General features: G+C 68.4%; 20 protein-coding genes and 1 riboswitch. Of the genes, 3 read left to right on the forward strand and 17 right to left on the reverse strand.

Translation table 11 applies throughout. The features are described from left to right. Window positions 1–113: 113 nt before the first annotated feature. A riboswitch (cobalamin riboswitch) is annotated at window positions 114–316 on the reverse strand. From A6W98_RS06735 to A6W98_RS06755, 4 genes are all read right to left on the reverse strand, one after another. Further along, window positions 313–567, reverse strand: coding sequence for a hypothetical protein (locus A6W98_RS06735; protein WP_042459486.1), 255 nt, complete (start codon window positions 565–567; stop codon window positions 313–315). (Overlaps the previous riboswitch by 4 nt.) 485 nt (window positions 568–1,052) lie before the next feature. Continuing rightward, window positions 1,053–1,571: a hypothetical protein gene (locus tag A6W98_RS06745; protein ID WP_042459492.1), complete on the reverse strand. Its 519-nt coding sequence runs from the start codon at window positions 1,569–1,571 to the stop codon at window positions 1,053–1,055. Between the two features lie 33 nt (window positions 1,572–1,604). Beyond that, on the reverse strand, window positions 1,605–2,852 hold the full coding sequence (locus A6W98_RS06750) for a hypothetical protein (RefSeq protein WP_155734739.1): 1,248 nt from the start codon (window positions 2,850–2,852) through the stop codon (window positions 1,605–1,607). A gap of 42 nt (window positions 2,853–2,894) precedes the next feature. Further along, on the reverse strand, window positions 2,895–3,140 hold the full coding sequence (locus A6W98_RS06755; protein ID WP_042459495.1) for a hypothetical protein: 246 nt from the start codon (window positions 3,138–3,140) through the stop codon (window positions 2,895–2,897). A gap of 1,021 nt (window positions 3,141–4,161) precedes the next feature. On the opposite strand from A6W98_RS06755, the gene A6W98_RS06760 reads away from it, so the two are divergent. Continuing rightward, window positions 4,162–4,962 carry a pyridoxal kinase gene (locus A6W98_RS06760; RefSeq protein ID WP_052677953.1) on the forward strand — a complete coding sequence of 267 codons (801 nt, stop codon included), beginning with the start codon at window positions 4,162–4,164 and terminating at the stop codon, window positions 4,960–4,962. A 45-nt stretch (window positions 4,963–5,007) separates the two neighbouring features. Here the strand turns inward: A6W98_RS06760 and A6W98_RS06765 are convergent, their stop codons facing one another. Then, window positions 5,008–6,501, reverse strand: a complete 1,494-nt coding sequence (locus A6W98_RS06765; RefSeq protein ID WP_042459498.1) for a bifunctional aminoglycoside phosphotransferase/ATP-binding protein — start codon at window positions 6,499–6,501, stop codon at window positions 5,008–5,010. Window positions 6,502–6,688: 187 nt separating this feature from the next. Between A6W98_RS06765 and A6W98_RS06770 the strand changes: the two genes are divergently transcribed. Further along, window positions 6,689–7,552: a formate/nitrite transporter family protein gene (locus A6W98_RS06770; protein ID WP_042459501.1), complete on the forward strand. Its 864-nt coding sequence runs from the start codon at window positions 6,689–6,691 to the stop codon at window positions 7,550–7,552. Between the two features lie 202 nt (window positions 7,553–7,754). Further along, window positions 7,755–9,074, forward strand: coding sequence for an acetamidase/formamidase family protein (locus A6W98_RS06775; protein WP_042459504.1), 1,320 nt, complete (start codon window positions 7,755–7,757; stop codon window positions 9,072–9,074). 658 nt (window positions 9,075–9,732) lie between these two features. On the opposite strand, the gene A6W98_RS06780 is transcribed toward A6W98_RS06775, so the two are convergent. The 12 genes from A6W98_RS06780 to A6W98_RS22310 all read right to left on the reverse strand — a co-directional run bounded on the left by A6W98_RS06780 (window position 9,733) and on the right by A6W98_RS22310 (window position 20,435). Beyond that, the gene (locus tag A6W98_RS06780) at window positions 9,733–10,818 is read right to left on the reverse strand and encodes a response regulator (protein ID WP_042459507.1); all 1,086 of its coding nucleotides are present in this window, start codon (window positions 10,816–10,818) and stop codon (window positions 9,733–9,735) included. 12 nt (window positions 10,819–10,830) lie between these two features. Further along, window positions 10,831–12,231 (reverse strand): sensor histidine kinase, encoded by a 1,401-nt coding sequence (locus tag A6W98_RS06785; protein ID WP_247904419.1) that lies wholly within the window; start codon window positions 12,229–12,231, stop codon window positions 10,831–10,833. Beyond that, window positions 12,183–13,328: a methionine adenosyltransferase gene (gene metK / locus A6W98_RS06790; protein ID WP_042459510.1), complete on the reverse strand. Its 1,146-nt coding sequence runs from the start codon at window positions 13,326–13,328 to the stop codon at window positions 12,183–12,185. Before metK ends, A6W98_RS06785 begins: the two co-directional genes overlap by 49 nt. A 42-nt stretch (window positions 13,329–13,370) precedes the next feature. Beyond that, entirely contained in the window at window positions 13,371–14,288 is a 918-nt protein-coding gene (locus A6W98_RS06795) for a glycyl-radical enzyme activating protein (RefSeq protein WP_042459513.1), read from the reverse strand. A 46-nt stretch (window positions 14,289–14,334) separates the two neighbouring features. Then, on the reverse strand, window positions 14,335–14,601 hold the full coding sequence (locus tag A6W98_RS06800; protein WP_231098384.1) for a BMC domain-containing protein: 267 nt from the start codon (window positions 14,599–14,601) through the stop codon (window positions 14,335–14,337). 92 nt (window positions 14,602–14,693) lie between these two features. Next, window positions 14,694–16,370, reverse strand: coding sequence for an aldehyde dehydrogenase family protein (locus tag A6W98_RS06805; RefSeq protein WP_042459516.1), 1,677 nt, complete (start codon window positions 16,368–16,370; stop codon window positions 14,694–14,696). A 29-nt stretch (window positions 16,371–16,399) separates the two neighbouring features. Beyond that, window positions 16,400–16,891 carry a GlcG/HbpS family heme-binding protein gene (locus tag A6W98_RS06810; protein WP_231098385.1) on the reverse strand — a complete coding sequence of 164 codons (492 nt, stop codon included), beginning with the start codon at window positions 16,889–16,891 and terminating at the stop codon, window positions 16,400–16,402. 13 nt (window positions 16,892–16,904) lie between these two features. Next, complete coding sequence (locus A6W98_RS06815) at window positions 16,905–17,171, reverse strand: EutN/CcmL family microcompartment protein (protein WP_042459519.1); 267 nt, start codon at window positions 17,169–17,171, stop codon at window positions 16,905–16,907. 11 nt (window positions 17,172–17,182) lie between these two features. Then, on the reverse strand, window positions 17,183–17,977 hold the full coding sequence (locus A6W98_RS06820) for a hypothetical protein (protein WP_234159589.1): 795 nt from the start codon (window positions 17,975–17,977) through the stop codon (window positions 17,183–17,185). Then, complete coding sequence (gene eutJ, locus A6W98_RS06825; protein ID WP_042459523.1) at window positions 17,974–18,813, reverse strand: ethanolamine utilization protein EutJ; 840 nt, start codon at window positions 18,811–18,813, stop codon at window positions 17,974–17,976. Before eutJ ends, A6W98_RS06820 begins: the two co-directional genes overlap by 4 nt. 30 nt (window positions 18,814–18,843) lie before the next feature. Further along, window positions 18,844–19,518, reverse strand: coding sequence for a phosphate propanoyltransferase (locus tag A6W98_RS06830; protein ID WP_042459526.1), 675 nt, complete (start codon window positions 19,516–19,518; stop codon window positions 18,844–18,846). 143 nt (window positions 19,519–19,661) lie between these two features. Further along, entirely contained in the window at window positions 19,662–20,435 is a 774-nt protein-coding gene (locus tag A6W98_RS22310) for a BMC domain-containing protein (protein WP_081252033.1), read from the reverse strand. Window positions 20,436–20,456 lie beyond the last annotated feature (21 nt).

A 20,456-nucleotide genomic window follows, 5' to 3' on the forward strand; every position in this document is an offset into this window, starting at 1 on the left:
AACCGCGATGCGGCCCGTATTGTAGAGAAGCCCTTGGAAAGAAACGCTTTCCGCAGACGGTGAAAGCGTCACCACTGCGGATTTGCCGCCGCCCGTCGCGCGCCCCGCGGACCGGCTGGGTGATCGTCCTGGCAGGTCTCCTGGCTTGCGGGTCGTCGCTTGGCTGGCCTTCCCGGGGAACATCCCCAGTGGCACGATCAGCCGCGCTCGCCGCTTACAGTTGCGGGGGCAGCCGCGGCATGAGCCCCATCCGAGGCGGCACCGCGTTCCCTTTTCATCGCCCGTCGCCGGGCGAACCAAGACGATTCGGGGTTAATCCGGGGCCCCGGACCTGTCAAGCGGGACGCCGGGGCGGCAGGCTGCGACGATTGCGGCCAGCTCGGTGCCGGGCGCCAGCAGCAGCGCGGTCTCGGTGCCGCGGGTGACCCGGACCAGCAGCAGATCGACGGGCGGAGGCGCGCGTAGGATCGCGCAGGCGGTCTTGGGTCTGGCGGCGGTGCTGGCTTGGGCATCGAGCCCCAGCGTGGTGCAGCCGGTCAGCCTGTGGGTGAGGTCCGGATCGCCCACCGCCTGGACGATGCGTCCGTCGCAAAGCCGGAGCCCGGCGGCGGCCCGGGCCGGGCAGGCGCCGACCGGGTCGTCGCCCTCGGGGGCTGCCCCGGCCGTCCTGTCGGCGTCGGACAGGGCGGGGCTTTCAGAAGTGGCCTTTTCATGGCAGGCGATCGCGCGCAGCGCATCGATGGGCAGCCAGGCTCGGTCGGCTCGACCCGGCAGGCCGGTCGCGCCGCGGTGATCGACAGATCGGCGGCGGCGGAGACAAAGCGGCGGACCCGGTCCTGAAAGGCGGCGATGAGCGGCGCGGCCCTGTCGCCTTGCATGTCGGGCGGCAGCGGCACCGTGGCATGGGCGGCAGGGCGTGGCCGTCCGACCCGCAGCAGATGACGGCGCGCGACCAGCAGCCGGGTCTCCTCCTGCCCCTTGCCGTCGCCGAGGGCCATATCGCGCGGCGGGATCGTCTCGGAGATTTCGGCCATCAGGGCATCGAGCTGGTCTTAGATGTCGCCGGTCCCGGGTCTGTCGCGGGCCTCTTGCCGGGGCTTCAGCTTTGCGCGCATGGTCGCCAGGGGGGCGATTTCGGTCATGTCAACCGCCTCTGCCGCGCCGCGTGTCGTGTCGTGTCGGGCGGTGCCCGCCGCGATCTCGACGATTTCGGCGATGGCCCGGCGCATCTGCGACAGCGCGGCTTCGACACCGGTATCCGGTCCGACCAGGGCGCAAAGCGCCTCGTAGGGATCGCGGGGCGCCCGCAGGAAAAGCTCGATTCCGCCATTGCGCATGAGCACGGCCTCACGGGGCGGCTGGTCGATGCCGAACACCTCGGTCAAGGCGGCCGCGGCCTGGCCGCCCAGAAGCCGGGCGCCGCAGAGACAGAGCGCATCGTAATAGTCCTGCGGCAGGGGCTCTTGGGCCTCGCTTTTCAGCACCAGCCGCGCCGAGAGGTCGACGAATGCGATGGCGCGGCAACCGGGAATTGCCCGCAGCAGGGCCTGAATGGTGAAGGTAAACGGCATCTGCGCGGAGTGTGTCCGAAATCGTGCTGTCTGCTACGGCAATGGGCCGGACCGCTCAGAACGGGTGTGGCTCGTGACCGGGGGCTCGGTGCCGGTCGGACGCGGGCTGCGGCTGCGGCTTGCATCGACCCGCACCCGGCGCGGGCGCACCGTGCCGTGAGTGCCGCAATCGGGTGGGCCGCAATCGGGTGGATCGGCGATACGCCAGGCCGGATCGAGCCGCATCGGCCCCGCGTCCTGACCCGTTCTGCCGCCCAGCCCGCGCAGGATCCGCATCAGGGCATGGCCGAGCGCCTCTGCGCCGTTAGCGGTCCGGCCCGACGGCGCCTCCAGCGCCTCGGTCAGCGCGATCGGCAGGACGCCCGCGAACAGCCCGGCGGTTTCACGACGGACCCGGCGCAGCACCCGCTCGCGGTCGCGTTCGGATGCGAGCCTGTCGAACCGGGTCAGCAGCAACAGGCTCGATCCGCCCAAACGTGGGCCGAACATGTCCCAGATCGCGGCTTCGGACGGGCGCCAGGCCTCGGGTGCATGGCTGCACCAGAGCACGCCGTCCGCGAGGCCGGTCGCGTATTCCCAGACGTCCGGACCTATCTCCGGGTCCGAAATGCCGGGGGTGTCGATGAGATCGCAATGCCGGAGGATTTCGGCCTCGGCCTGGAGCCGGATCAGCCGGGTATCGGCGGGCGAGAGGCGGGCCAGATCGGCCAGATCGACCGGGGCGGTTCGGCCGCGATCGTCCTCGCGACAGGGCGGCGCGGTGCCGTGTGTGATCCTGCCCGGGGGCAAGCGGGTCGCGGTGCTCGTCCTTGGCATGAGCGGTCGGCCGACCAGCAGATGGGCGAGCGTGGTCTTGCCCGCACCGATTTCGCCCATCAGGGCGATGCAGGGCGGAACACCGGAGGCCGGGTTCGGGGCCCCTCTGGCGTTGCTGCGAGGGAACGCGGCGACAGGCCGGGTCTGATCGGCCGGGGCTATGGCTGCGGGCGGCCCGTCCTGTGCAGAGCCGCCCGGCCGAGCGGCTGCGGAGATGGTCGCCGGGTCTTCAGAGGGCTGTGGCAGGATCTCGGTCGCGGTGCCGTCGACGATGTCAGGAGCCGGAGCTGGTACGGGGCGGCCGAACCGGGCGCGCACCGCCTCTTCGGGCGACGGCGCCTCGGGGGGCGTGTCATGGGCTGTGCCGGAGGTTGTGTCGGGGGCGGGCCGTTCTGCGGGAGCCCTATCCTGCCTCCGGACGCGTTTCGGCATCGCGCGGATATCGAGATCGTAGGGGGCCTTCATCTGACTGCCTTTCTCTTTCTGTCTTTCCCCTTGCGCATCCTCTCAGGCGGGCTCGTGCAACATTATCGGCATGGCGTTTTCGCCGGCCTGCATGCGTTCCTGCCCCGTCCGAAGCCCCGGGGCGCTATCGAGATCGCCCGGCGTGACCCCGGCCTTGCGCGACAGCGCCCCGACAGTCTTGCGTCTGTCCCCAGTGCCTACGGCAAGCATCGGCATCGGATCGACGCGATTCCGCTTGGCAGGGTCGTGACGCAGCGCCTCGCGGATGGAGCCGGTCTCGTCCGGCATGCGGCCGACCGGGCCCGCAGGCGGAGGGTAAAGGCCTTGCAGCCCGGGCACGGCAGCATCCGCGAGTTGGTCCGTTCGTCGGTCCGGATGCTGTCCTCGTCTTTGCGGCCGAGATGGGGGATACGTGGCCCGGTTGCATAATCGGGAATGCCGCGCCGCGCTGGCACAACCGATCCGGCCGGGATCGCCCAGCGGCAGGCTTCGCCCTTCGATCATCGCCGCGGCCCCGTCTAGCCCGTCGCCCAGAACCGGGTGCAGAAGTGTGGCCAGATGCTCGGCCAGAGCCTCGGGGTGGCGGGCCGGACTGCCTCGATCCGCGTGGTGGCGGCGGCGTCCTGCATGACCTGTTCGTTACCCCTTTTGGCGGCGGTGCCGTCCGGCCGCGCAGAGGCCAGCTGGGCGAAAGCAGGTGTTTTGATGTGACATATGACGACATTTGGGTCGAAGATGACGGCCCTTGCGAGGCGCAGGTGAGGAGTACCTCAGGCGGCGTGCCGAGGCTCGAAGCCGTGCCGCCACGGCACTGGTCCCGTCGTGGCATCGGCGCGGATGCGGCTCTGGACCGAGGGTCCTGTCGATCCGGTCCATGCCCGGTGGGCGCCTGGTGTCCGGGCGAAGGCCATTCGTCGGTTCCTCGGGCGAAGCACGGGATGCCGATCCCGCCTGTGGCGGTCATGCTGGCGGAGGGGCTGCCCGTTTTGGGGAACGGCGTTCGGTGTCGGGCAGGGGCCGGTGGAACGGAACTCGCCGGGCTGTTGCGTAAAACCTGAGCCGGAACATGACTGTCCCCCGGACCGATCGGCGTTTCCGCGGCAATGGGCCAGTTTTTCCAAACCTTTCGGCGGTCCGGGCGCAGCTGCGGGATGAAAGCTGCCTTGTCGGCAATGCGGGCCGGGGTAAGGGACTGTTTTGACGGTTGCGGAGCCCTTTGGCGCCGGACGACAGGGGTTTCGACATGCTCCGCCCGCCGGTCTATAGAGGGGCACCCGCCAGGGGCGGCGGGCAAGGTGAAAGGTTGGCGATGGCGCGGGTTCTGATCGTTTCCAGCTATGTGGCCTCGGGCCATGTCGGGCTTTCGGCCGCGACCGCGGTGCTGCAGGCGCTTGGCCATGAGGTGACCGCTCTGCCCAGCGTGGTGCTCTCGAACCATCTCGGCTGGCCGCATGCGGCGGGCGGACCGCTGCCCGCGGGTGAACTCTGCGAGATGACGGCGGCGCTGCGGGAGAACGGGTTGCTGGCGGGTCATGACGCGGTGCTGATCGGCTATCTGCCCAGCCCCGAGCATGTCGCTTTCGCTGCCGATCTGGTGGCCGAACTGCGTGCGGCCGGGCCTGCGCCCCGGATCGTCATCGACCCGATCCTCGGTGACGCGCCGGGCGGGCTTTACGTGCCTGTGGCGGTGGCCGAGGCGGTCCGCGCGCGGCTGGTGCCGCTGGCCGACACGATGACGCCCAACCATTTCGAACTGAGCTGGCTTGCCGGGCGCGCATTGTCCGACCTCGAGGCCACGGCCGGGGCGGCGGCGGCGCTGGCGCCGGAGGTGCTGGTCACCTCGCCGCCGCTCGGTCCCGAGACCACCGGCGTTCTGGCGGTGCGGGGCGGGCGGCGGGAGCTGTTCCGAACCCTTCGGCGGGGCTCTGTGCCGCATGGGGTGGGCGACGCCTTCGCGGCGATGATCGCCGCCGGGCTCGCGCCGGGCGAGGCGCTGGGTCGGCTGGACGCCCTGGTCCTGTGCAGCATCGGCGCGCCTTGCCTGGCGATCGCAAGCGCCGCGCCGCGCTGGATCTCTGCCCCCGCGATCGGACCCGAGCCACATCCCTGACCGGGCGGGGCGCTCTCGAATACCGGGGGGCAGGCCTGCCTTGTGTCAGCTCAGCGCTGCACGAAGCCGGACCAGCGTCGTTTCGAGCCCGCCATTGGTATCGATCCGCGGCCAGGAAATCCCTTCGGTGCCATGGACAAGCTGTGTTTCAAGCACGTCCAGCGTGGCATCCGAGGCGCTTTCGCCACGGGTCGCGATCCGCTCGCGCAACCGCTCGGGCGCGGCCTCGAGCCAGATCGTGTCGACCCGAAGCCCGGCAAGCCTGCCTTCGATCTGGGCCCGGTGCGCGGCGGTGTCGAAGACAGCGCCGAGGATGACCGTGGCGCCGCCCTCTGCCAGCGCCCGGCTTCGTGCCGCGATCCGGGCATAGACCTCGTCCGAGACGCCCGGGGCATAGGCCTCCCGCGGCAGATGCTCGGTCGCCTCGACGCCGAACAGCGCCTTGCGGGCGCGGTCGCTTTCCACGATGCGCGCGCCCGGGGCGCGGCCCAGATGCGGGGCGAGCCGTTCGGCGAGCGTTGTCTTGCCGCTGCCCGACAGCCCGCCCAGCACCACCACCCGGCCCGGCGCGGGCGTCAGGAAATCTCGGGCGAGATCGAAATAGACCCGCGCCTGTGTCGCCCGGGCCGGATCGTCGCTGGCGGCGGTGGCGGTGACATGGGCCCGGACCTCGGCCCGGACCGCCATCAGGAAGGGCAGCAGACCATGGGCATCCTCGGCCCCCGCGGCGTCGAAATAGCGGTTGGCCACGCGGTTGGCGATCTCGGGCAGGCCGCGATGCCACAGATCCATCAGCAGGAAGGCGAGGTCATAGGCGACATCGACGGTGGCCAGCGCGTCGTTGAAATCGATCGCGTCGAACAGCTCGGGGCGACCGTCATGGCGGACGATATTGGCCAGATGCAGATCGCCGTGGCACAGCCGGACCAGCCCGCGCGCGCCGCGCCGGTCAAGCTGCCCGCGATCGCGGCGGAAGGTACGGCGAAAGCTCTCGTCGAGCGCCGCGACCTCGGCGGGGGCGAAGACCCGGCTTGTGGCAAAGCCCGCCCGGTTGATGTCGAGGACGGCGTCCATCCGCGCGGCGCCGCCGGGATGGCGGCGGATCGGGGCCCGGGCATGCATCGCGGCCACCGTCCGGGCCAGGCATTCGGCATCGGCCTCTGTCAGGTCTCCGGCCTCGGCCACCCGGTCGAGAATGTCGTCCTGCGAAAAGCGCACCATCTCGACCACGGCATCGACCAGCGGCCCGTCGCCGTCGAAGCCAAGCCCGTCCGCCTGCCGGGTGATCCGCCGCACGCCCAGATAGATGCCGGGCGCGGTCGGCCGGTTCAGCGCGAATTCCTTCTCGCAGGTCCGGAGCCGGATTTCGGGCGTCGAGAAATCGGCATAGGGGAGGCGCACCGCGCGCTTCAGCTTCCAGGCGCGGTCCCCGGTCAGGAAGATGCGCGAGATATGGGTTTCGATCTCGCGCAGCGGGTCCGGCCCGCGTTTCTGCGCGCGCAGGAAGGCCGTGACCTCGGTCTGGTCGTCCAGGATCATGGGGCAGTCTCCTCGGCGCCGAGCCTAGACCCGGCCCCGGGCGGCGAACAGGGGACAGATCCGCCCGGCCCGGCAGCTGCGGTTGTTCTGCTCGGGGTCACGCGGCCCCTTGGCCGGAGCGCGCTTCCTGCTAATTGCTGACGGCAGGGGGCCGCTTCGGGCGCCGTGGACCGCGAGGGGAGGGCCGATGGCCGCCAGCACGCAGAAGAAATACGAGGACCGCATCGCCGAGCACGAGCTCGAGGCGATCGATGCCAAGGCGCCGATCCGGGCGCTGGCGCTGTTCGAGTCGATCCGCCGGGAGGGCGCGCATGAGCTCAACCGCCCGGCCTCGGCCCTGGCGCTGTCGGGGCTGACGGCGGGGCTTGCGATCGGGTTCTCGGTCTTGTCCGAGGCGCTGCTGCGGACCCATCTGCCCGACGCGCCCTGGCGGCCGCTGATCGAGAATATCGGGTATTCGGTGGGTTTCGTGCTGGTCATCCTCGGTCAGCTTCAGCTGTTCACCGAGAATACCATCACCGCGGTCTGCCCGGTTCTGGACGATCCGCGGCCCCGGGTTTTCGCCAGTCTCGCCCGGCTCTGGTCGCTGGTGCTGGCCACCAACCTGATCGGGGCCGCGGCCTTCGGCTGGGTGCTGCATGCCGGGACGGTCTACGAGCCCGAATTGCGGGCCGCGGTGGTTGCGCTGTCCGATCACGCCACGGGCTATGGCTGGTGGGAGACCGCGGTCCGGGGCATCGGCGCGGGCTGGCTGATCGCGGCGCTGGTCTGGGTCAAGCCGAATGCGCGCAATTCCGAACTGCTCCTGATCGTGGTGGTGACCTACCTGATTGCGCTGGCCGATTTCTCGCATGTGATCGCGGGGACGACCGAGGCGGCGGTGATGGTCTATTCCGGCGGGATGAGCGTGTTCGAGGCCCTGGGCGGCTTCGTACTGCCCGCGCTTGTGGGGAATATTCTGGGCGGGACGGTGTTCTTCACGCTGCTGACCTATGCCCAGATCCGCAGCGAATTGGTGGGCGACCCGGAATCCGGCCGGACGCGATACTGACCGCCTTGCCTGCAGCGGCCCGTTCTCTGCACCGGCCCTTGTCTCCGGGCGGATCCGCTCGGTGGATGGTCTGGCGGGGAGGATCCCGGATGGCCGGGGCCGGTCAGGACCCCGGCCCTCGCGCGCGACGCGCCCGCGAGGGCTGGAACTGCCTCGTTCCGGCTGCTAGCTATCGGCGGGCGAACAACAAGGAGACGCCGAAATGGCCGATGGAAGCAGAACCGGCGGCGCGTGCCGCAGTGTCATCATCAACGGGTTCACGAACAGCGTTCTCGACCCCGATGCGCCGATGCTGGGACCGGTCGAGAATGGCGGGACGGTCATCGCCAACACCGCGCCCGGGTGCTGGGGACCGATGATCACGCCCAGCCTGCGCGGCGGCCATGAGGTTACCCGCCCGGTCGCGGTCGAGGGCGCAGAGCCCGGCGATGGCATCGCGATCCGCATCCGCGACGTCACCGTGACCTCGCTGGCGACTGCCTCGGGCCATGACAGCTCGCCCGAAGGGTTCTGCCTCGGCGATCCCTATGTCGCCGCGCGCTGCCCGACCTGCGATGCGCTCTGGCCCGAGACCCATCTCGAGGGCATCGGCCAGGAGGCCGTGCGCTGCAATGTCTGCGGCAATCCGGTGACCCCCTTCTCGATCGTGCATGGCTATACCGTTACCTTCGACGATACCCGCAGCGTCGGCGTCACCCTGCCGAGCGATGCGGCCGAGGCCATTGCCCGTGACGCGCCCCATTACGCGGCCCTGCCCGATGCCAGCCACCAGCATTCGATTCTGGTCTATGCGCCCTCGGACATGCCGGGCGCGCTGGTCCGGATGCGGCCCTTCCTCGGCCAGCTCGGCACCTGCCCCTCGAAGGCGATGCCCGACAGCCACAATGCCGGCGATTTCGGCGCCTTCCTGGTCGGTGCGCCGCATCCCTATGCGCTGACCCCCGAGGAGCTCGCAGAGCACAAGACAGACGGCCATATGGATATCGACGCGGTTCGTCCCGGCGCGATCCTGGTCTGTCCGGTCAAGGTCCAGGGCGGCGGGCTTTACATGGGCGACATGCATGCCGGTCAGGGCGATGGCGAGATCGCGGGCCACACCATGGATGTGGCGGGCAGCGTCACGCTGCAGGTCGAGGTGGTCAAGGACTATCCCATCGATGGCCCGGTCCTGTTCCCGCTGGCCGAGGACCTGCCGCCGATGGCGCGGCCCTTCAGCGATGTCGAGAGGGCGCGGGGCGAGCGGCTGGCGCGGCGCTGGCATGTCAATGCGCTTGAAGAGGTCGCGCCGGTTTCGGTGATCGGCACCGGTGCCAACCTGAACATCGCCATCGAGAACGGGCTGGAGCGCGCGGCGAAGCTTCTCGACCTCTCCGTGGCCGAGATCCGCAACCGTGCCACGATCAACGGCGCCATCGAGATCGGACGGGCGCCGGGGGTGATCCAGGTCACCTTCCTCGCCCCGCTCGACAGGCTCGATGCGGTCGGGCTCGGTGGCTATGCGCGCGAACAATACGGCCTTTGAACCGTAGTTTCCCGGAGCGCGCGGTCTTTCCTCGCGCGCTCCGGGGTCCGGGATCGTTCCGGTCCCGTCCAGGCCGTGTTCGGGCCGCATCCGGCAGCAGTGCCGGGCCCGGAAGCGGCATCAAGGCGGTGCTGATGGCCCGGGCATTGCCGGGATCGTGTCATGTCTGGTGGCCCCCGGCGGATCGGGGGCTCTCCGCCCGAAGCTTGGACCGGCGGTTGCCTCGTCCCGGCGCCCGGTTTCCGATGGAAGGGTGCGGTCTGACACAAAGGCTCGCCCGTGGGTGCGGCCATGACGGTGGGAGGCCGCGATTGCTGTCCCGGCCTGGGCATGTCCATGGCCTTTCCGGCAAAGGTCCTGATTGCCAGCACTTTATCCGGCCGGTCCCGGGCAGATCTCCGGGCGCATCGCGAGAGCCGGTCAGCCTCGGGGACTGAGCTGAAGGAAGCTGCGCGTCAAGCGTGGCGGCTTTGGCGAGCGTGGGTTGCCTTGGGTGAAACGCGGCGGTCAGCGCCTAGGTGGATATCCGTTTCGACTGGGATACAGCTGCGCCTGCAGGGTGCCGGCTGACTGGCGTGGATCAGAGCTGTGGCCGGTGCACTGGCTTGTGGCCGGGCGCCGCCTGCATATGGGGCTTCGGCCGGCCGGAGTTCGGGGCCTAGCGGAAACGGCGGCGATATTCGGACGGCGACAGGCCGACCTCTTTCTTGAACGCCTTGCCGAAATAGTTGGCATCCTGGAAGGACAGGTCGAGAGAGACGTTCGTGATGGGCAGGTCGCTGTCCTGCAACAGCTGCTTGGCACGCTCGATGCGCTGGGCCTTGAGGTAGGAGATGAAGGTCACGTCCATCTCCTTGCGGAACAGGCGGCTGAGATAGCAGGGGCTGATCTGCGCGAAATCGGCCGCATCCTCCAGCGTCACGCCCTTGTGCAGGTTGCGTTCGATATAGTTCAGCACATCCTGGATCCGGTCCGAGGCATGGGCGCCGCCGGATTCGTTGGCCTCGAACAGCACGTCGGTGATCTGACAGAGGATCTCCTGCACCTGGAAATGGCTGTGCAGGTCCAGCCGCTGCGTTTCGAGCGCTTCGACATGACGGGCGAGGGTGGCGGGCAGCGCCAAGCCGCGCCGTTCGACCATCTGCAGCATGATGCGCATGAATTCCATCACGGCGCGGCGGGGCGCGGCCTCGCGCTGGGCGTATATCGTTTCGAGATGACGGCGCACCAGCGCCAGGCATTCGCGATAGGCGCTTTGGTCGACCAGCTCGGCGATACGGTCGGCGACCGGCGGCTCCGGCGCGCGGATCGAGTCCGGCGCGGGCGCGGGGGCGGTCACGGTCCAGGCATCGGCGGCGCGCGCCGCCACCGGCTCATGCTCCGGCAGACACTCGCGCACCGCCTTCAGAAGATCGGCGGTGCGGATCGGCTTGAGCAGGAAATTGTCGGCCTTGAGGTGGATCGCGCTCTGCATGAGTTCGAAATAGTCATAGGCCGTCAGGATCATGACCTTGGTTGCGAGGCCGCGATCGCGCACCGACTGGATGACCTCGAGCCCGGTCGGGCGCGGGATCTTGATGTCGACCAGCATCAGGTCGATATGCTGGCTGTCGATCAGGGCCATTGCCTCGGTGCCGTTGCGGGCCTCGCCCACGATCCGGCAGCCGTCGAGGTTCTTCTCCAGGATGCTGCGCAGGGCGCGGCGCTCCAGCTCCTCGTCTTCGATGATAGCGATATCGAACATGGGGTCCGTTCCTTAGTCCTGTCGCGCCTGGGCCGTGGCTTCGTCGAAGCCGGTCGGCAGCCGCAGCCGCACCAGGGTGCCGCGTCCGTCGCGAAACGGGCTGACGATTTCTAGACCGTGGCCGTCGCCGAAATAGTGCCGGAGGCGGCTGTCAACATTATGAATGCCGATGCTTTTGCGGCCGCGCCGGTCGGCGGTTCCGGCCAGCACTTCGATCCGGCGTTCGGTCGAGATGCCGTCGCCATTGTCGGTGATGTCGACGATCACGTCCTGACCGTCGCGATAGGCGCGGATCTCGACCAGACCGTCTCTTTCGCGCGGCTCGACGGCATAGTTGATGCAGTTCTCGACGATGGGTTGCAGCACCATGAACGGGCAGGACACCTCGCTCAGCTGCTCGGGCAGGTCGATCGAGAAGCTGAAGCGGTCGCCCAGCCGCAGCTGCAGCAGGAACAGGTAGTTCCGGACATGCTCGACCTCGGTGGCGAGCGGCACGAACTGGGTGCCGCTTTTCTTGAGAATGTAGCGCATCATGTCGGCGAAGGCATGCACCGTGCTTTCGGTCTGTTCGGCATCCTCGATCAGCGCGAGCCGGCCGATGGTGTTCAGCACGTTGAACAGGAAATGCGGGTTCACCTGATAGGACAGGGCCTGCAATTCGGCCTCGCGGAGCGAGCGTTCCAGCTCGGCGCGGTGCTTGGATTCCTCCATCAGCCGCAGGTTCTTGGCGTAAAGCTCCTGGGTGACGCTGCTGGAATAGCTCTCCTCGACGATATGCGAGGCGATGTAGAACAGCGAATAGGCGGCCGAGCGCAGCCGCCCGTAGGAAATCTCGCCGATGTCATGGTACAGCGCCATCAGGCGCGGATCTTCGCGCCAGGACGCCTCGACCGGGAAGAGCCCCGAGAAATCGATGAGATCGGGGGCCATCTCGCCGGGCCGCATCTTGACCTGGCCGCAGATCACCGCCCCCAGATATTCGCCCCGCATGATGATCGGCGCGGCGAAGTCGACGAGGCCCGCATGGCATTTGTAGATCGAGGGATCGCCGGTCGAAAGCGCCGTGCGACCGCCCACCGCGTCGCAGTGATAGCAGCGCTCGCGCCATTTCGGATGGTGCCGGATGGTGTCGCAGAACGAGCTGAAGCCGCTTGGCCGGGTGACCGGCTCGCCCTCGGGGTCGACGATCACCATGGCGACGCCCACCGCCGCGCTGAAATTGTCCTGGACCTTCTGCAGCATGTCGATGCTCATCAGGTCGGCAAGGCGCTGGCGGCGGGCGGTTTTGGCCTCGAGGGTCTCGCCGCCGCCGCCACGCGGAGAAGGTGTATTCTTGATGTATGAATTCGGGTGGGCTTCGGGGTTCAGTTGAAAGCCTTCTGCAAGGCGACCGCCCGATCCGTCCGCTCCCATGGGAACCCCTCTGTGTCCCGCCCAAAATGCCCGTAGGCCGCCGTTCTTTCAAAGACCGGCCGACGAAGCTCCAAGGTTTCGATCATTCCCGCTACCGAAAGCGGGAAGACCGACCGGACCGCTTTTTCAAGCTTGTCCGGATCTGCCTCGCAGCCAGAAGGTAAGGTAATCCCTACCATCTCGGGAAGTAACTGACCTATCGCAAATGCGAGCGACACTTCACAACTTTGTGCGATCCGTGCCGCAACGATATTTTTCGCGATATAGCGGCACATATAGGCCGCCGTGCGGTCGACCTTGGTCGAATCCTTGCCCGAGAAGGCGCCGCCGCCATGACGGCCGATGCCGCCATAGGTATCGACCATCAGCTTGCGCCCGGTAAGCCCGGTATCGGCGGCGGGGCCGCCCAGCACGAAGCGCCCGGTCGGGTTGATCAGCACCCGGGTCTCGGCGCGCAGCCAATGGCCCATCACCGGCGCGATCACCTCTCCGATCAGGCCGCGCAGCATGTCCTCGCGGTCGATCTCGGGGTCGTGCTGGGCCGAAAGCACCAGACTGCGCAGCACCGCCGGCCGGCCATCGGCGCCGATCTCGAAGGTGACCTGCGCCTTGCCGTCGGGGCGCAGCCAGGGCAGCCGGCCGGAATGGCGCACCGCCGCCAGCGTTTCGGTCAGCCGGTGGGCATAATGGATCGTGGCGGGCATCAGCGTCGGCGTCTCGTCGCAGGCGAAGCCGTAGAAGATGCCCTGATCGCCCGCGCCGATCTCGGCATCGCGCGACACGCCCTGGGCGATGTCGGGCGACTGTTCGTGCAGGTCGGTCAGGATGAAGCAGCCCTCGGCATCGAAGCCGAGCGCGGGGTCGCTATAGCCGATCCGGCGGAGCACGCCGCGCGCAACGGCCGACACGTCCACATGGGCGGTCGAGGTGATCTCGCCCGCGATATGCAGGGTGTTGCCCGAGGCCAGCACCTCGGCCGCGACGCGCGCCATCGGGTCCTTGGCGACATAGGCATCGAGGATGGCGTCCGAGATCTGGTCGCAGACCTTGTCCGGGTGACCTTCGGTGACCGATTCAGAGCTTATGCAGGTTGTCATGGCCAACGCCTCCTTTCAGTGCAGGGTCGGATGCGGTCGGGGTCAGCCCCCGACCACGCAGGTCAGTCCGAAGGATTCGATGGCCTCGACCAGAGGCGTGACCGTTTCGGGTTTCATGTTCGGGGTGTCGCCCATCGGATAGGAGCGGCCGAGCAGCGAGTACTTGTTCTCGCCATAGGTATGGTAGGGCAGCAGATGGACGGTATCGACGCCCCGCATCAGCTTGGCGAAACGGGCAACCGCCTCGGCGGCCTCGATGCTGTCATTGACGCCCGGCACCACCGGGACCCGCACCACGGTATGGGTCAGCGACGAGATGCACAGCGCGTTTTCCAGGATGATCCGGTTGTCGACACCGGTATTGGCGACATGCGCGTCGGGGTCGATCGACTTCATGTCGAGCAGCACATGGTCGACATGGGGGATCACGTCGCGCACGATCTCGCGCGTGGTGTAGCCCGTCGTCTCCATCGCGGTGTTCCAGCCCTGTTCGTGGCAGGCCATCAGCAGCTGCTTGGCGAATTCGTGCTGGAACAGCGGCTCGCCGCCCGACAGCGTCACGCCGCCGCCCGAACGGCGATAGTGGATCGCATCCTTGCGCAATTCCTGCATGACCTGGGTCACGCTCATCTTCTTGCCGGACATGCTCAGCGCCTGGGTCGGGCAGACCGTCGTGCAGGTGCCGCATTCGACGCATTTCGAGCGGTCGACAAAGCCTGGATTGGTCGGGGCCAGCGCCTGGGTCGGGCAGACCGGCACGCATTGGCCGCATTTGATGCAGCTTGACGAGCGGAAGAAGAGTTCCGGTTCGGGATTCTGGCTTTCGGGGTTCGAGCACCAGCGGCAGCGCAGCGGGCAGCCTTTCAGAAAGACGATGGTGCGGAGCCCGGGCCCGTCATGGATCGAATAGCGTTGAATGTCGAAGACCGTGCCTTCGCAGGAATAGTCGATGTCGGTCATCCCGTGGTTCCTTCCGTATTTCCTGGGACCTGCTCATCGGTGCAGGTCAGAAGGCAGCGGGTTGTGCCGCCGCCTCGATTGCCGCCATCGCCATGCGCACGGCCGAGGTCTCGCCCAGCACCGCCAGGGTGGTGGTGGTCTGCGGGCAGGAGCCGAAAAGCTCGACCGTGTAGACATTGGCCGTCTTTCCGGCCAGGTCGGCGTAATAGAAGAGATCCGGGACGGAGGTCTGGACAAAGCCGATCGCCGAGATCGGATTGGCCTCGATCCACTTGCGCGTATGCGGAGCAATGCGCCTCGTGAGCATATCCATGATATTCTCTTGCGGCGCGTTGATGACCCTCATCATGTGCATTGTCGCGTCTCCCCGGATCTCTTCTTTTCACCTGTTGCCGATGCCCGCGCTCAGCGGACGTTCAGCGCCTCGACCATCACGCATTTGCGTTTGCGCGCGAACGATTTGGGCGAGGTCAGCCCTTCGCCGGTCGGGCCCGCGATGGTGAAGGTCGTGTAGCCTTCGCCGCCGACGGCCAGACCGGCATAGGAGGGGCCGTTCTTGACGAAGATCGTGGTCTGGATGAGCTTGGCCATCTTGGTCAGCTTGCGCACGTTGGTCGAATGCATCATCGCCGTGTGCCGGTTGCCGTTTTCCAGCTCGACCGCCAGATCGATGGCATCGTCGACACTGGGCGCGCGCACCACCGGCAGGACCGGCATCATCAGCTCTTCGCGGACGAAGACATGATCCTTGTCGGCCTCGGTCAGGATGACCTTGACATCGTCGCCCACGGTGATGCCGATCAGGCCCAGAAGATGGGCCGCGCTCTTGCCGACGCAGGAGGTTTTCGGCCCGCCCTTCTCGTTGATGACAACGCCCTCAAGCTGTTTGACGACCGCCGGGTCCTTGATGAGATAGGCCCCGCATTTCTGCATTTCCGAGATCAGGAAGTCGGCGATCTGGTTGACCGCGATCACTTCCTTTTCGGCGATGCAGGGCAGGTTGTTGTCGAAGCTGCAGCCGTTGACGATGTCGCGGGCGGCCTTCTCGATATCGGCGGTCTCGTCGACCACCACCGGCGGGTTGCCCGCGCCCGCGCCGATCGCCTTCTTGCCGGTCGACATCACCGTTTTGACGATGCCCGGGCCGCCGGTCGCGACCAGCATCCGGACCTTGGGATGGGCCATCATCGCGTTGGTGTTGTCGATCGAGGGCGTCTGCACCGTCACCACCAGGTTGGCGGGCGCGCCGAGCGTCGCGAGCTTGCGGTTGATCAGCTTGATCGTCAGCAGCGAGACCTTGGTCGCGCGCGGATGGACGCTGAACACCGCCGAGTTGCCGGCCGCCAGCATGCCGATCGAGTTGCAGATGATCGTCTCGGTCGGGTTGGTGGTGGGGGTGATCGCACCGACCACGCCGAAGGGCGAGTATTCGACCAGCGTCAGCCCGTCATCGCCGCTGACCGCAGCGGTGGTCAGATCCTCGATGCCGGGGGTCTTCTCGCAGGCCAGCCGGTTCTTGATGATCTTGTGGGCGGGGTTGCCCATCCCGGTTTCCTCGGCCGCCATATGCGAGATCCGCTCGAGCGTGCCATTCGACAGGATCACCTCGCGGATGCCGTCGATGAACTGCTTGCGGGCCGCCATGGTGCAGAACAGGTACTGGCGCTGGGCCAGTTCGGCCGCCGCGATGGCCTCGTCCATGGTCGCGAAGACGCCGTCGCCGAGGGTGGTCGCTTCATCATCCGAGATCGCGACGCCTTCGGAGCTGTCCGAATGCGGGCAGACCGAGCAGGGTTTCTTGTCGCCGAGCGCCTGCGAGACCAGATCGTTGACGATGTCGTCGATCGGGTCGCCATTGGGGTCGGATTTCGTCCAGCAGCAGCGTTTCGAGCCGGGCACGTAGGCGGGCTTGGTGTCGGCCGCCGGGGCTTCCGAGCTCGACTCGGCCAGGATCCGGGCCACGAGGTCGGACATGGGCTCGCCGCTTTTCGGCTTGGCCGGCGGAAGGCCGGCCTCGGCCGCCGTGCTGCCATAGCCGCTCAGCACCTGGGCCACGGCGTCGCTGATATCCTTGTCGTTCATCTTTCCGCTCCTTCTTCGGGGCCGAGCCCCTATTCGTTCGAAATTCCGTTCAAGGCCTGACGCGCGATGGCCATGTCCTCGTCGACGGTGCCGCCGCTGATGCCGACCGCGCCGACCACGGTGCCGCCGCGGCGGACCGGCAGCCCGCCGCCGAAGGCCACGACGCGGCCGTCATGGGTGCTTTCGACGCCGAAGAGCATGCCGCCCGGTTGCGCCAGACGGCCAAGCTCGTCGGTGCCCATGCGGAAGGCCGCGGCTGTCCATGCCTTGCCGGGGGCCAGCGCGGCGCTGGCGGGAAGGCTGCCCTCCATCCGGTGGAACAGGATCTGGTCGCCGGTTGCATCGGCCACCGCGATCACCACCGGCACGCCCATCGCCACCGAGGCGGCCTGGGCGCGGGCGGCGATGGCCTCGGCCTCGGCCAGGCTCAGCCCGGCCGCCGGGGCAGGGGCCACCCCGCGCCGTTCCAGCGCGGCCGTCACCAGCCGTTCGATCAGTTGGGTTTCGTCGCGGTTCATCATCGCATCCGCCTCCTCAATGGGTCTCGACGGTGTCGACGATGCCGACGATGGCAGCATCCGAGACCGATTTGCCCAGCGTGCCCGCCATCCGCGCGCCGCTGCCCTTGGCGACGATCACCGTCTCGCCCCAGCCCGCGCCGACCGTGTCGACGGCGATCTCGGTGAAGCCGGTGGGTTCCAGCTGCGGGGTCAGCCGCGCCACGATCAGCAGCTTGGAGCCGGTGAGGCTCGGGTCCTTGCTGGTCGAGACGACGGTCCCGATTACGCGTCCCAGATGCATCGGCCTTCTCCTTACGCTCTCACGACCCGGACGTGCCGGGCCCGCAATTCTTCCGCCGCCAGCGGCGTGATCAGGACATCGGCGTCGAGCTTCAGTTCGGCGCTGTCGAAGGTCTTGGCCTGGCTCCAGCCGAAGACCCGCGACCCGGGCACGGGAGGTGTCGCGGTCCCCCGGCCCGGGCCCGGCCCCCGGTCGCCCGGCCGCGGGGACGCGATGGCATCGCCCAGCTTCGCGGCCCAGGCCAACTCGACTCCATAGCTTTGCAGGCGGAGCAGATGTCCGGTCAGCATCTCGCGATAGGCTTCGTTCCCGGTCAGCCCGCGCGCCTTGCGCTCGCGGCTGGCGGGGCAGAGGCCGTCGCGGGCCGCCACCACGCGGCGGCCGCGTTCGAGCGCGCCGGTCAGGAGCGCCGAGACCTCGTCCTCGGCCATGCCGAGCGACGCGCGGGCGGCCAGCGCCGCGCTGAGCGCGGGCACCACCACAAGGCCGTGACGTGCCAGAACGCCGTCTATGTCGGTCTCGCCGGGGGCCGCCATCGGCGGGATCGCCCGGGCGCCGCCCAGCAGGCGCAGCCGTTCCGGGGTCAGAAGCCCGGCCGCGTCGGGGCTGCGGCGGATCTCGAAGGACCAGCCCGCGGCGTTCAGCGGCGACAGCGACCGGATCGCCGCGTCGAGCCCCAGATCGGTGCCCGAGACCAGCAGCAGCGCCGAGCGCTCGCGGGCCTTCAGGCGGGCCACGATGCGGTCGGACAGCAGGTCCAGCAGGGCCCGGTCGAGCAGGGTATCGAGCACGGCGCGGTCCATCATTTCTCTCCTGTCGCTTGCGGGAACATCGCGATCCCCAGCGGGGTCACCAGGAGCGGCTCGGCCGGTTTCACGATCCGGCGGCCGGTCTGCTTGGCAAAGACCTGTTCGAAGTCGCTGAAGCTGCAGGCGCCGCCGACGATATGGACGCTGTCGAGATCGGGATAGGCCTCGAGGAAGCGGGCGACGATGCTGGCCATCTTGTCGGCCACCGGGCGGATGACGGCGAAGACATCGCGTTCGGCCGCGGGGTCCAGCTTTTCGGCCTCGGCTTCCTCGAAGCTCACGCCGCGCGCCCCGGCCAGGACCAGGGTCATATGGGTGCCGCCGGTCGCCTCGTCGAAGGAGGCAAGGACCTCGCCGCCCTTCAGCACGCTGATGCCGGTGGTGCCGCCGCCGACATCGACCACGGCGCCGTCGGCGATGCCGAGGAAGCGCGCCGCGGCGGCGGGCTCGTCGACGATCTCGGCCAGCTCGAAATCGGCGGCCTCGACGACATTGCCGATGGCCTTGGTGCTGCCCGAATGGATGCCGGGAGGGATCGCGGCGGCGGCCCGGATCAGGGGCTCGCCCAGGCGCTCTTCGAGCGCGGCCTTCATCTCGCGCACGGCGCGGACCGCGCCGATATAGTCGACGACGATACCGTCGCGGACCACGGTCGAGCGATAGGTGGTGCCGGCGACCGGGCGGTTGGCCGCGTCGAGCACGGCCAGCACCAGATTGGCGGTGCCGAGATCGACGCCGATCTTCAGCGGGCCCGGCGCGCGGAGGTCGGCGGGCAGCACGTCGCCCGAGCGGATCAGCTCGGCGAAGTCGCGCAATGTCCTGTCGGTGCTCATCGTTCTGGTCCCGTCCCTGCGTCTGCCCGGTTAATCCCTGAGGATCCGGACCATGTCGTCATTCTTCAGCCCGAAGGCGTTCGCTTCCTCGACATCGATATGCATCTCGGTGGCCGAGGCTTCGGCGGCCCGGATCGCAACGTGATGCATGATCCCGCCGCGCGGTCCGCCGACCAGCACGCTGACCTCGTCGCCATTGGCGAGGCCGAGCAGAGCGGCGGTTTCGGGCAGCATGTGGATGTGGCGCATCGCGACGATCACGCCCGAGCTCTTGCGGACCGAGCCATGCGGGCCGACGATCTCGAGACCGGGCGTGTCTTCCAGCTTGCCCGACATCCGGAGCGGCGGCCGGACGCCAAGCGCGAAGCCGTCGGCGGTCGAGACCTCGACCTGGGTGTCCTTGCGCAAGGGCCCGAGAACCCGGACCTTGCCGATCTCGCCCTTGGGGCCGCGCAGGATCACGGTTTCCTCGGCGGCATACTGGCCGGGCTGCTTCATCGCCTTCTTGCGGGTCAGCATGACGCCGGGGCCGAACAGCGCATCCATGTCCTGGCGCGACAGGTGGATATGCCGGTTCGAGACGCCGACCGGAACCAGCGCGGGGTCGGATCCCGCATTGGTTCCGGCCGTGTCCCGCGCTGCCGCACGCCCTTGCGCCAGCACCTCGGAGACGATCCGATCAATCATGTTTCCAGTTTCCAGCATCGTCCTGTCCTGTTCCTCTCGACCCGCCCCCACGCCGCGTCCCGCTGCGGCGGTTTCGGGGGCCCTGGTCCCGGGCGCATCGGGCGCCCGGCTCCTGGCCGCTTCCGGTTCTTGCCCCGCGCTCTGCGCCGGGGCGGTTCACATCACTTCCCGGAGCGTCCGGGTTTCCTGGCCGGGGTGGACCGGCGGCGGTTTCGCCGCGCCGCATTCGACGTCCCGGCCCCGGCAGCCGTCGTCTCGCCGGAGGCGTCAGCGGCTGTCTCAGAAGGTGCGGCTTCGGCCGTGGCCTCGGAGCCTGTCTCGGCCGGTGTTTCTGTTTCGGTCGGTGTTTCCGTCTGGGGCTGTGTTTCCGGCCCGGTCTCCGGAGCCGTCTCGGCCCCGGCTGCGGGCGCTGCCTCGGTCGGGGTCTCCGCCGGGGTGTTGGGGGTGTCGTCGGACGCCAGTGTCCCAGTGGCGTCCGACGCGGCCGCCGCATCCGTTTCCGCGCGCGTTTCAGCCTCGGCCGTGTCGACCTCCGCCGACGCGGGCTTAGCCGCTTCGACAGGGGACGGTCCGGCTTCGGCCGCGGGCCCGGAAGCTGCAGCCAGGCCGCCATCGGGATCCGGGTCCGGATCCGTCGGCGGCAGCGTGCCCACGGTTGCGGGACTGTCCACCAGCAAGGACACGTCCCGCGCCGGGCGCGCGATAACCTGGGTCGACACGACGCGGTTGACCCGCTCGGCCGCTGCGGCGCCGGCCGCGACCGCGGCCTTGATGGCGCCCACTTCTCCGCGAAGCTTGACGACCGTCATGCCGTCGCCATTGGTCAGCTCGTAGCCCACCAGCTGGACATTTGCCGATTTCACCGCAGCGTCGGCGGCTTCGACGGCAGCAGCCAGGCCGATGGTTTCGATCAATCCAAGGCTTTGCTCGGTCATGACGGTCATCCTCTTTCAGGC

It is taken from the genome of Rhodovulum sulfidophilum DSM 1374, assembly GCF_001633165.1.
Classification (GTDB): domain Bacteria; phylum Pseudomonadota; class Alphaproteobacteria; order Rhodobacterales; family Rhodobacteraceae; genus Rhodovulum; species Rhodovulum sulfidophilum.

Excerpts from the sequence above, each read along its gene's own strand:
- A6W98_RS06785 (WP_247904419.1), bottom strand. The coding sequence starts at position 12,231 with ATGGGAGCGGACGGATCGGGCGGTCGCCTTGCAGAAGGCTTTCAACTG.
- A6W98_RS06830 (WP_042459526.1), bottom strand. The coding sequence starts at position 19,518 with ATGCTGGAAACTGGAAACATGATTGATCGGATCGTCTCCGAGGTGCTG.
- A6W98_RS06800 (WP_231098384.1), bottom strand. The coding sequence starts at position 14,601 with ATGGATATGCTCACGAGGCGCATTGCTCCGCATACGCGCAAGTGGATC.
- eutJ (WP_042459523.1), bottom strand. The coding sequence starts at position 18,813 with ATGAGCACCGACAGGACATTGCGCGACTTCGCCGAGCTGATCCGCTCG.
- A6W98_RS06760 (WP_052677953.1), top strand. The coding sequence starts at position 4,162 with ATGGCGCGGGTTCTGATCGTTTCCAGCTATGTGGCCTCGGGCCATGTC.
- A6W98_RS22310 (WP_081252033.1), bottom strand. The coding sequence starts at position 20,435 with ATGACCGAGCAAAGCCTTGGATTGATCGAAACCATCGGCCTGGCTGCT.
- A6W98_RS06770 (WP_042459501.1), top strand. The coding sequence starts at position 6,689 with ATGGCCGCCAGCACGCAGAAGAAATACGAGGACCGCATCGCCGAGCAC.
- A6W98_RS06755 (WP_042459495.1), bottom strand. The coding sequence starts at position 3,140 with ATGCCGGACGAGACCGGCTCCATCCGCGAGGCGCTGCGTCACGACCCT.
- A6W98_RS06775 (WP_042459504.1), top strand. The coding sequence starts at position 7,755 with ATGGCCGATGGAAGCAGAACCGGCGGCGCGTGCCGCAGTGTCATCATC.
- A6W98_RS06750 (WP_155734739.1), bottom strand. The coding sequence starts at position 2,852 with ATGAAGGCCCCCTACGATCTCGATATCCGCGCGATGCCGAAACGCGTC.
- A6W98_RS06815 (WP_042459519.1), bottom strand. The coding sequence starts at position 17,171 with ATGCATCTGGGACGCGTAATCGGGACCGTCGTCTCGACCAGCAAGGAC.
- A6W98_RS06810 (WP_231098385.1), bottom strand. The coding sequence starts at position 16,891 with ATGATGAACCGCGACGAAACCCAACTGATCGAACGGCTGGTGACGGCC.
- A6W98_RS06820 (WP_234159589.1), bottom strand. The coding sequence starts at position 17,977 with ATGATGGACCGCGCCGTGCTCGATACCCTGCTCGACCGGGCCCTGCTG.
- A6W98_RS06745 (WP_042459492.1), bottom strand. The coding sequence starts at position 1,571 with ATGCCGTTTACCTTCACCATTCAGGCCCTGCTGCGGGCAATTCCCGGT.
- A6W98_RS06795 (WP_042459513.1), bottom strand. The coding sequence starts at position 14,288 with ATGACCGACATCGACTATTCCTGCGAAGGCACGGTCTTCGACATTCAA.
- A6W98_RS06780 (WP_042459507.1), bottom strand. The coding sequence starts at position 10,818 with ATGTTCGATATCGCTATCATCGAAGACGAGGAGCTGGAGCGCCGCGCC.
- metK (WP_042459510.1), bottom strand. The coding sequence starts at position 13,328 with ATGACAACCTGCATAAGCTCTGAATCGGTCACCGAAGGTCACCCGGAC.
- A6W98_RS06805 (WP_042459516.1), bottom strand. The coding sequence starts at position 16,370 with ATGAACGACAAGGATATCAGCGACGCCGTGGCCCAGGTGCTGAGCGGC.
- A6W98_RS06765 (WP_042459498.1), bottom strand. The coding sequence starts at position 6,501 with ATGATCCTGGACGACCAGACCGAGGTCACGGCCTTCCTGCGCGCGCAG.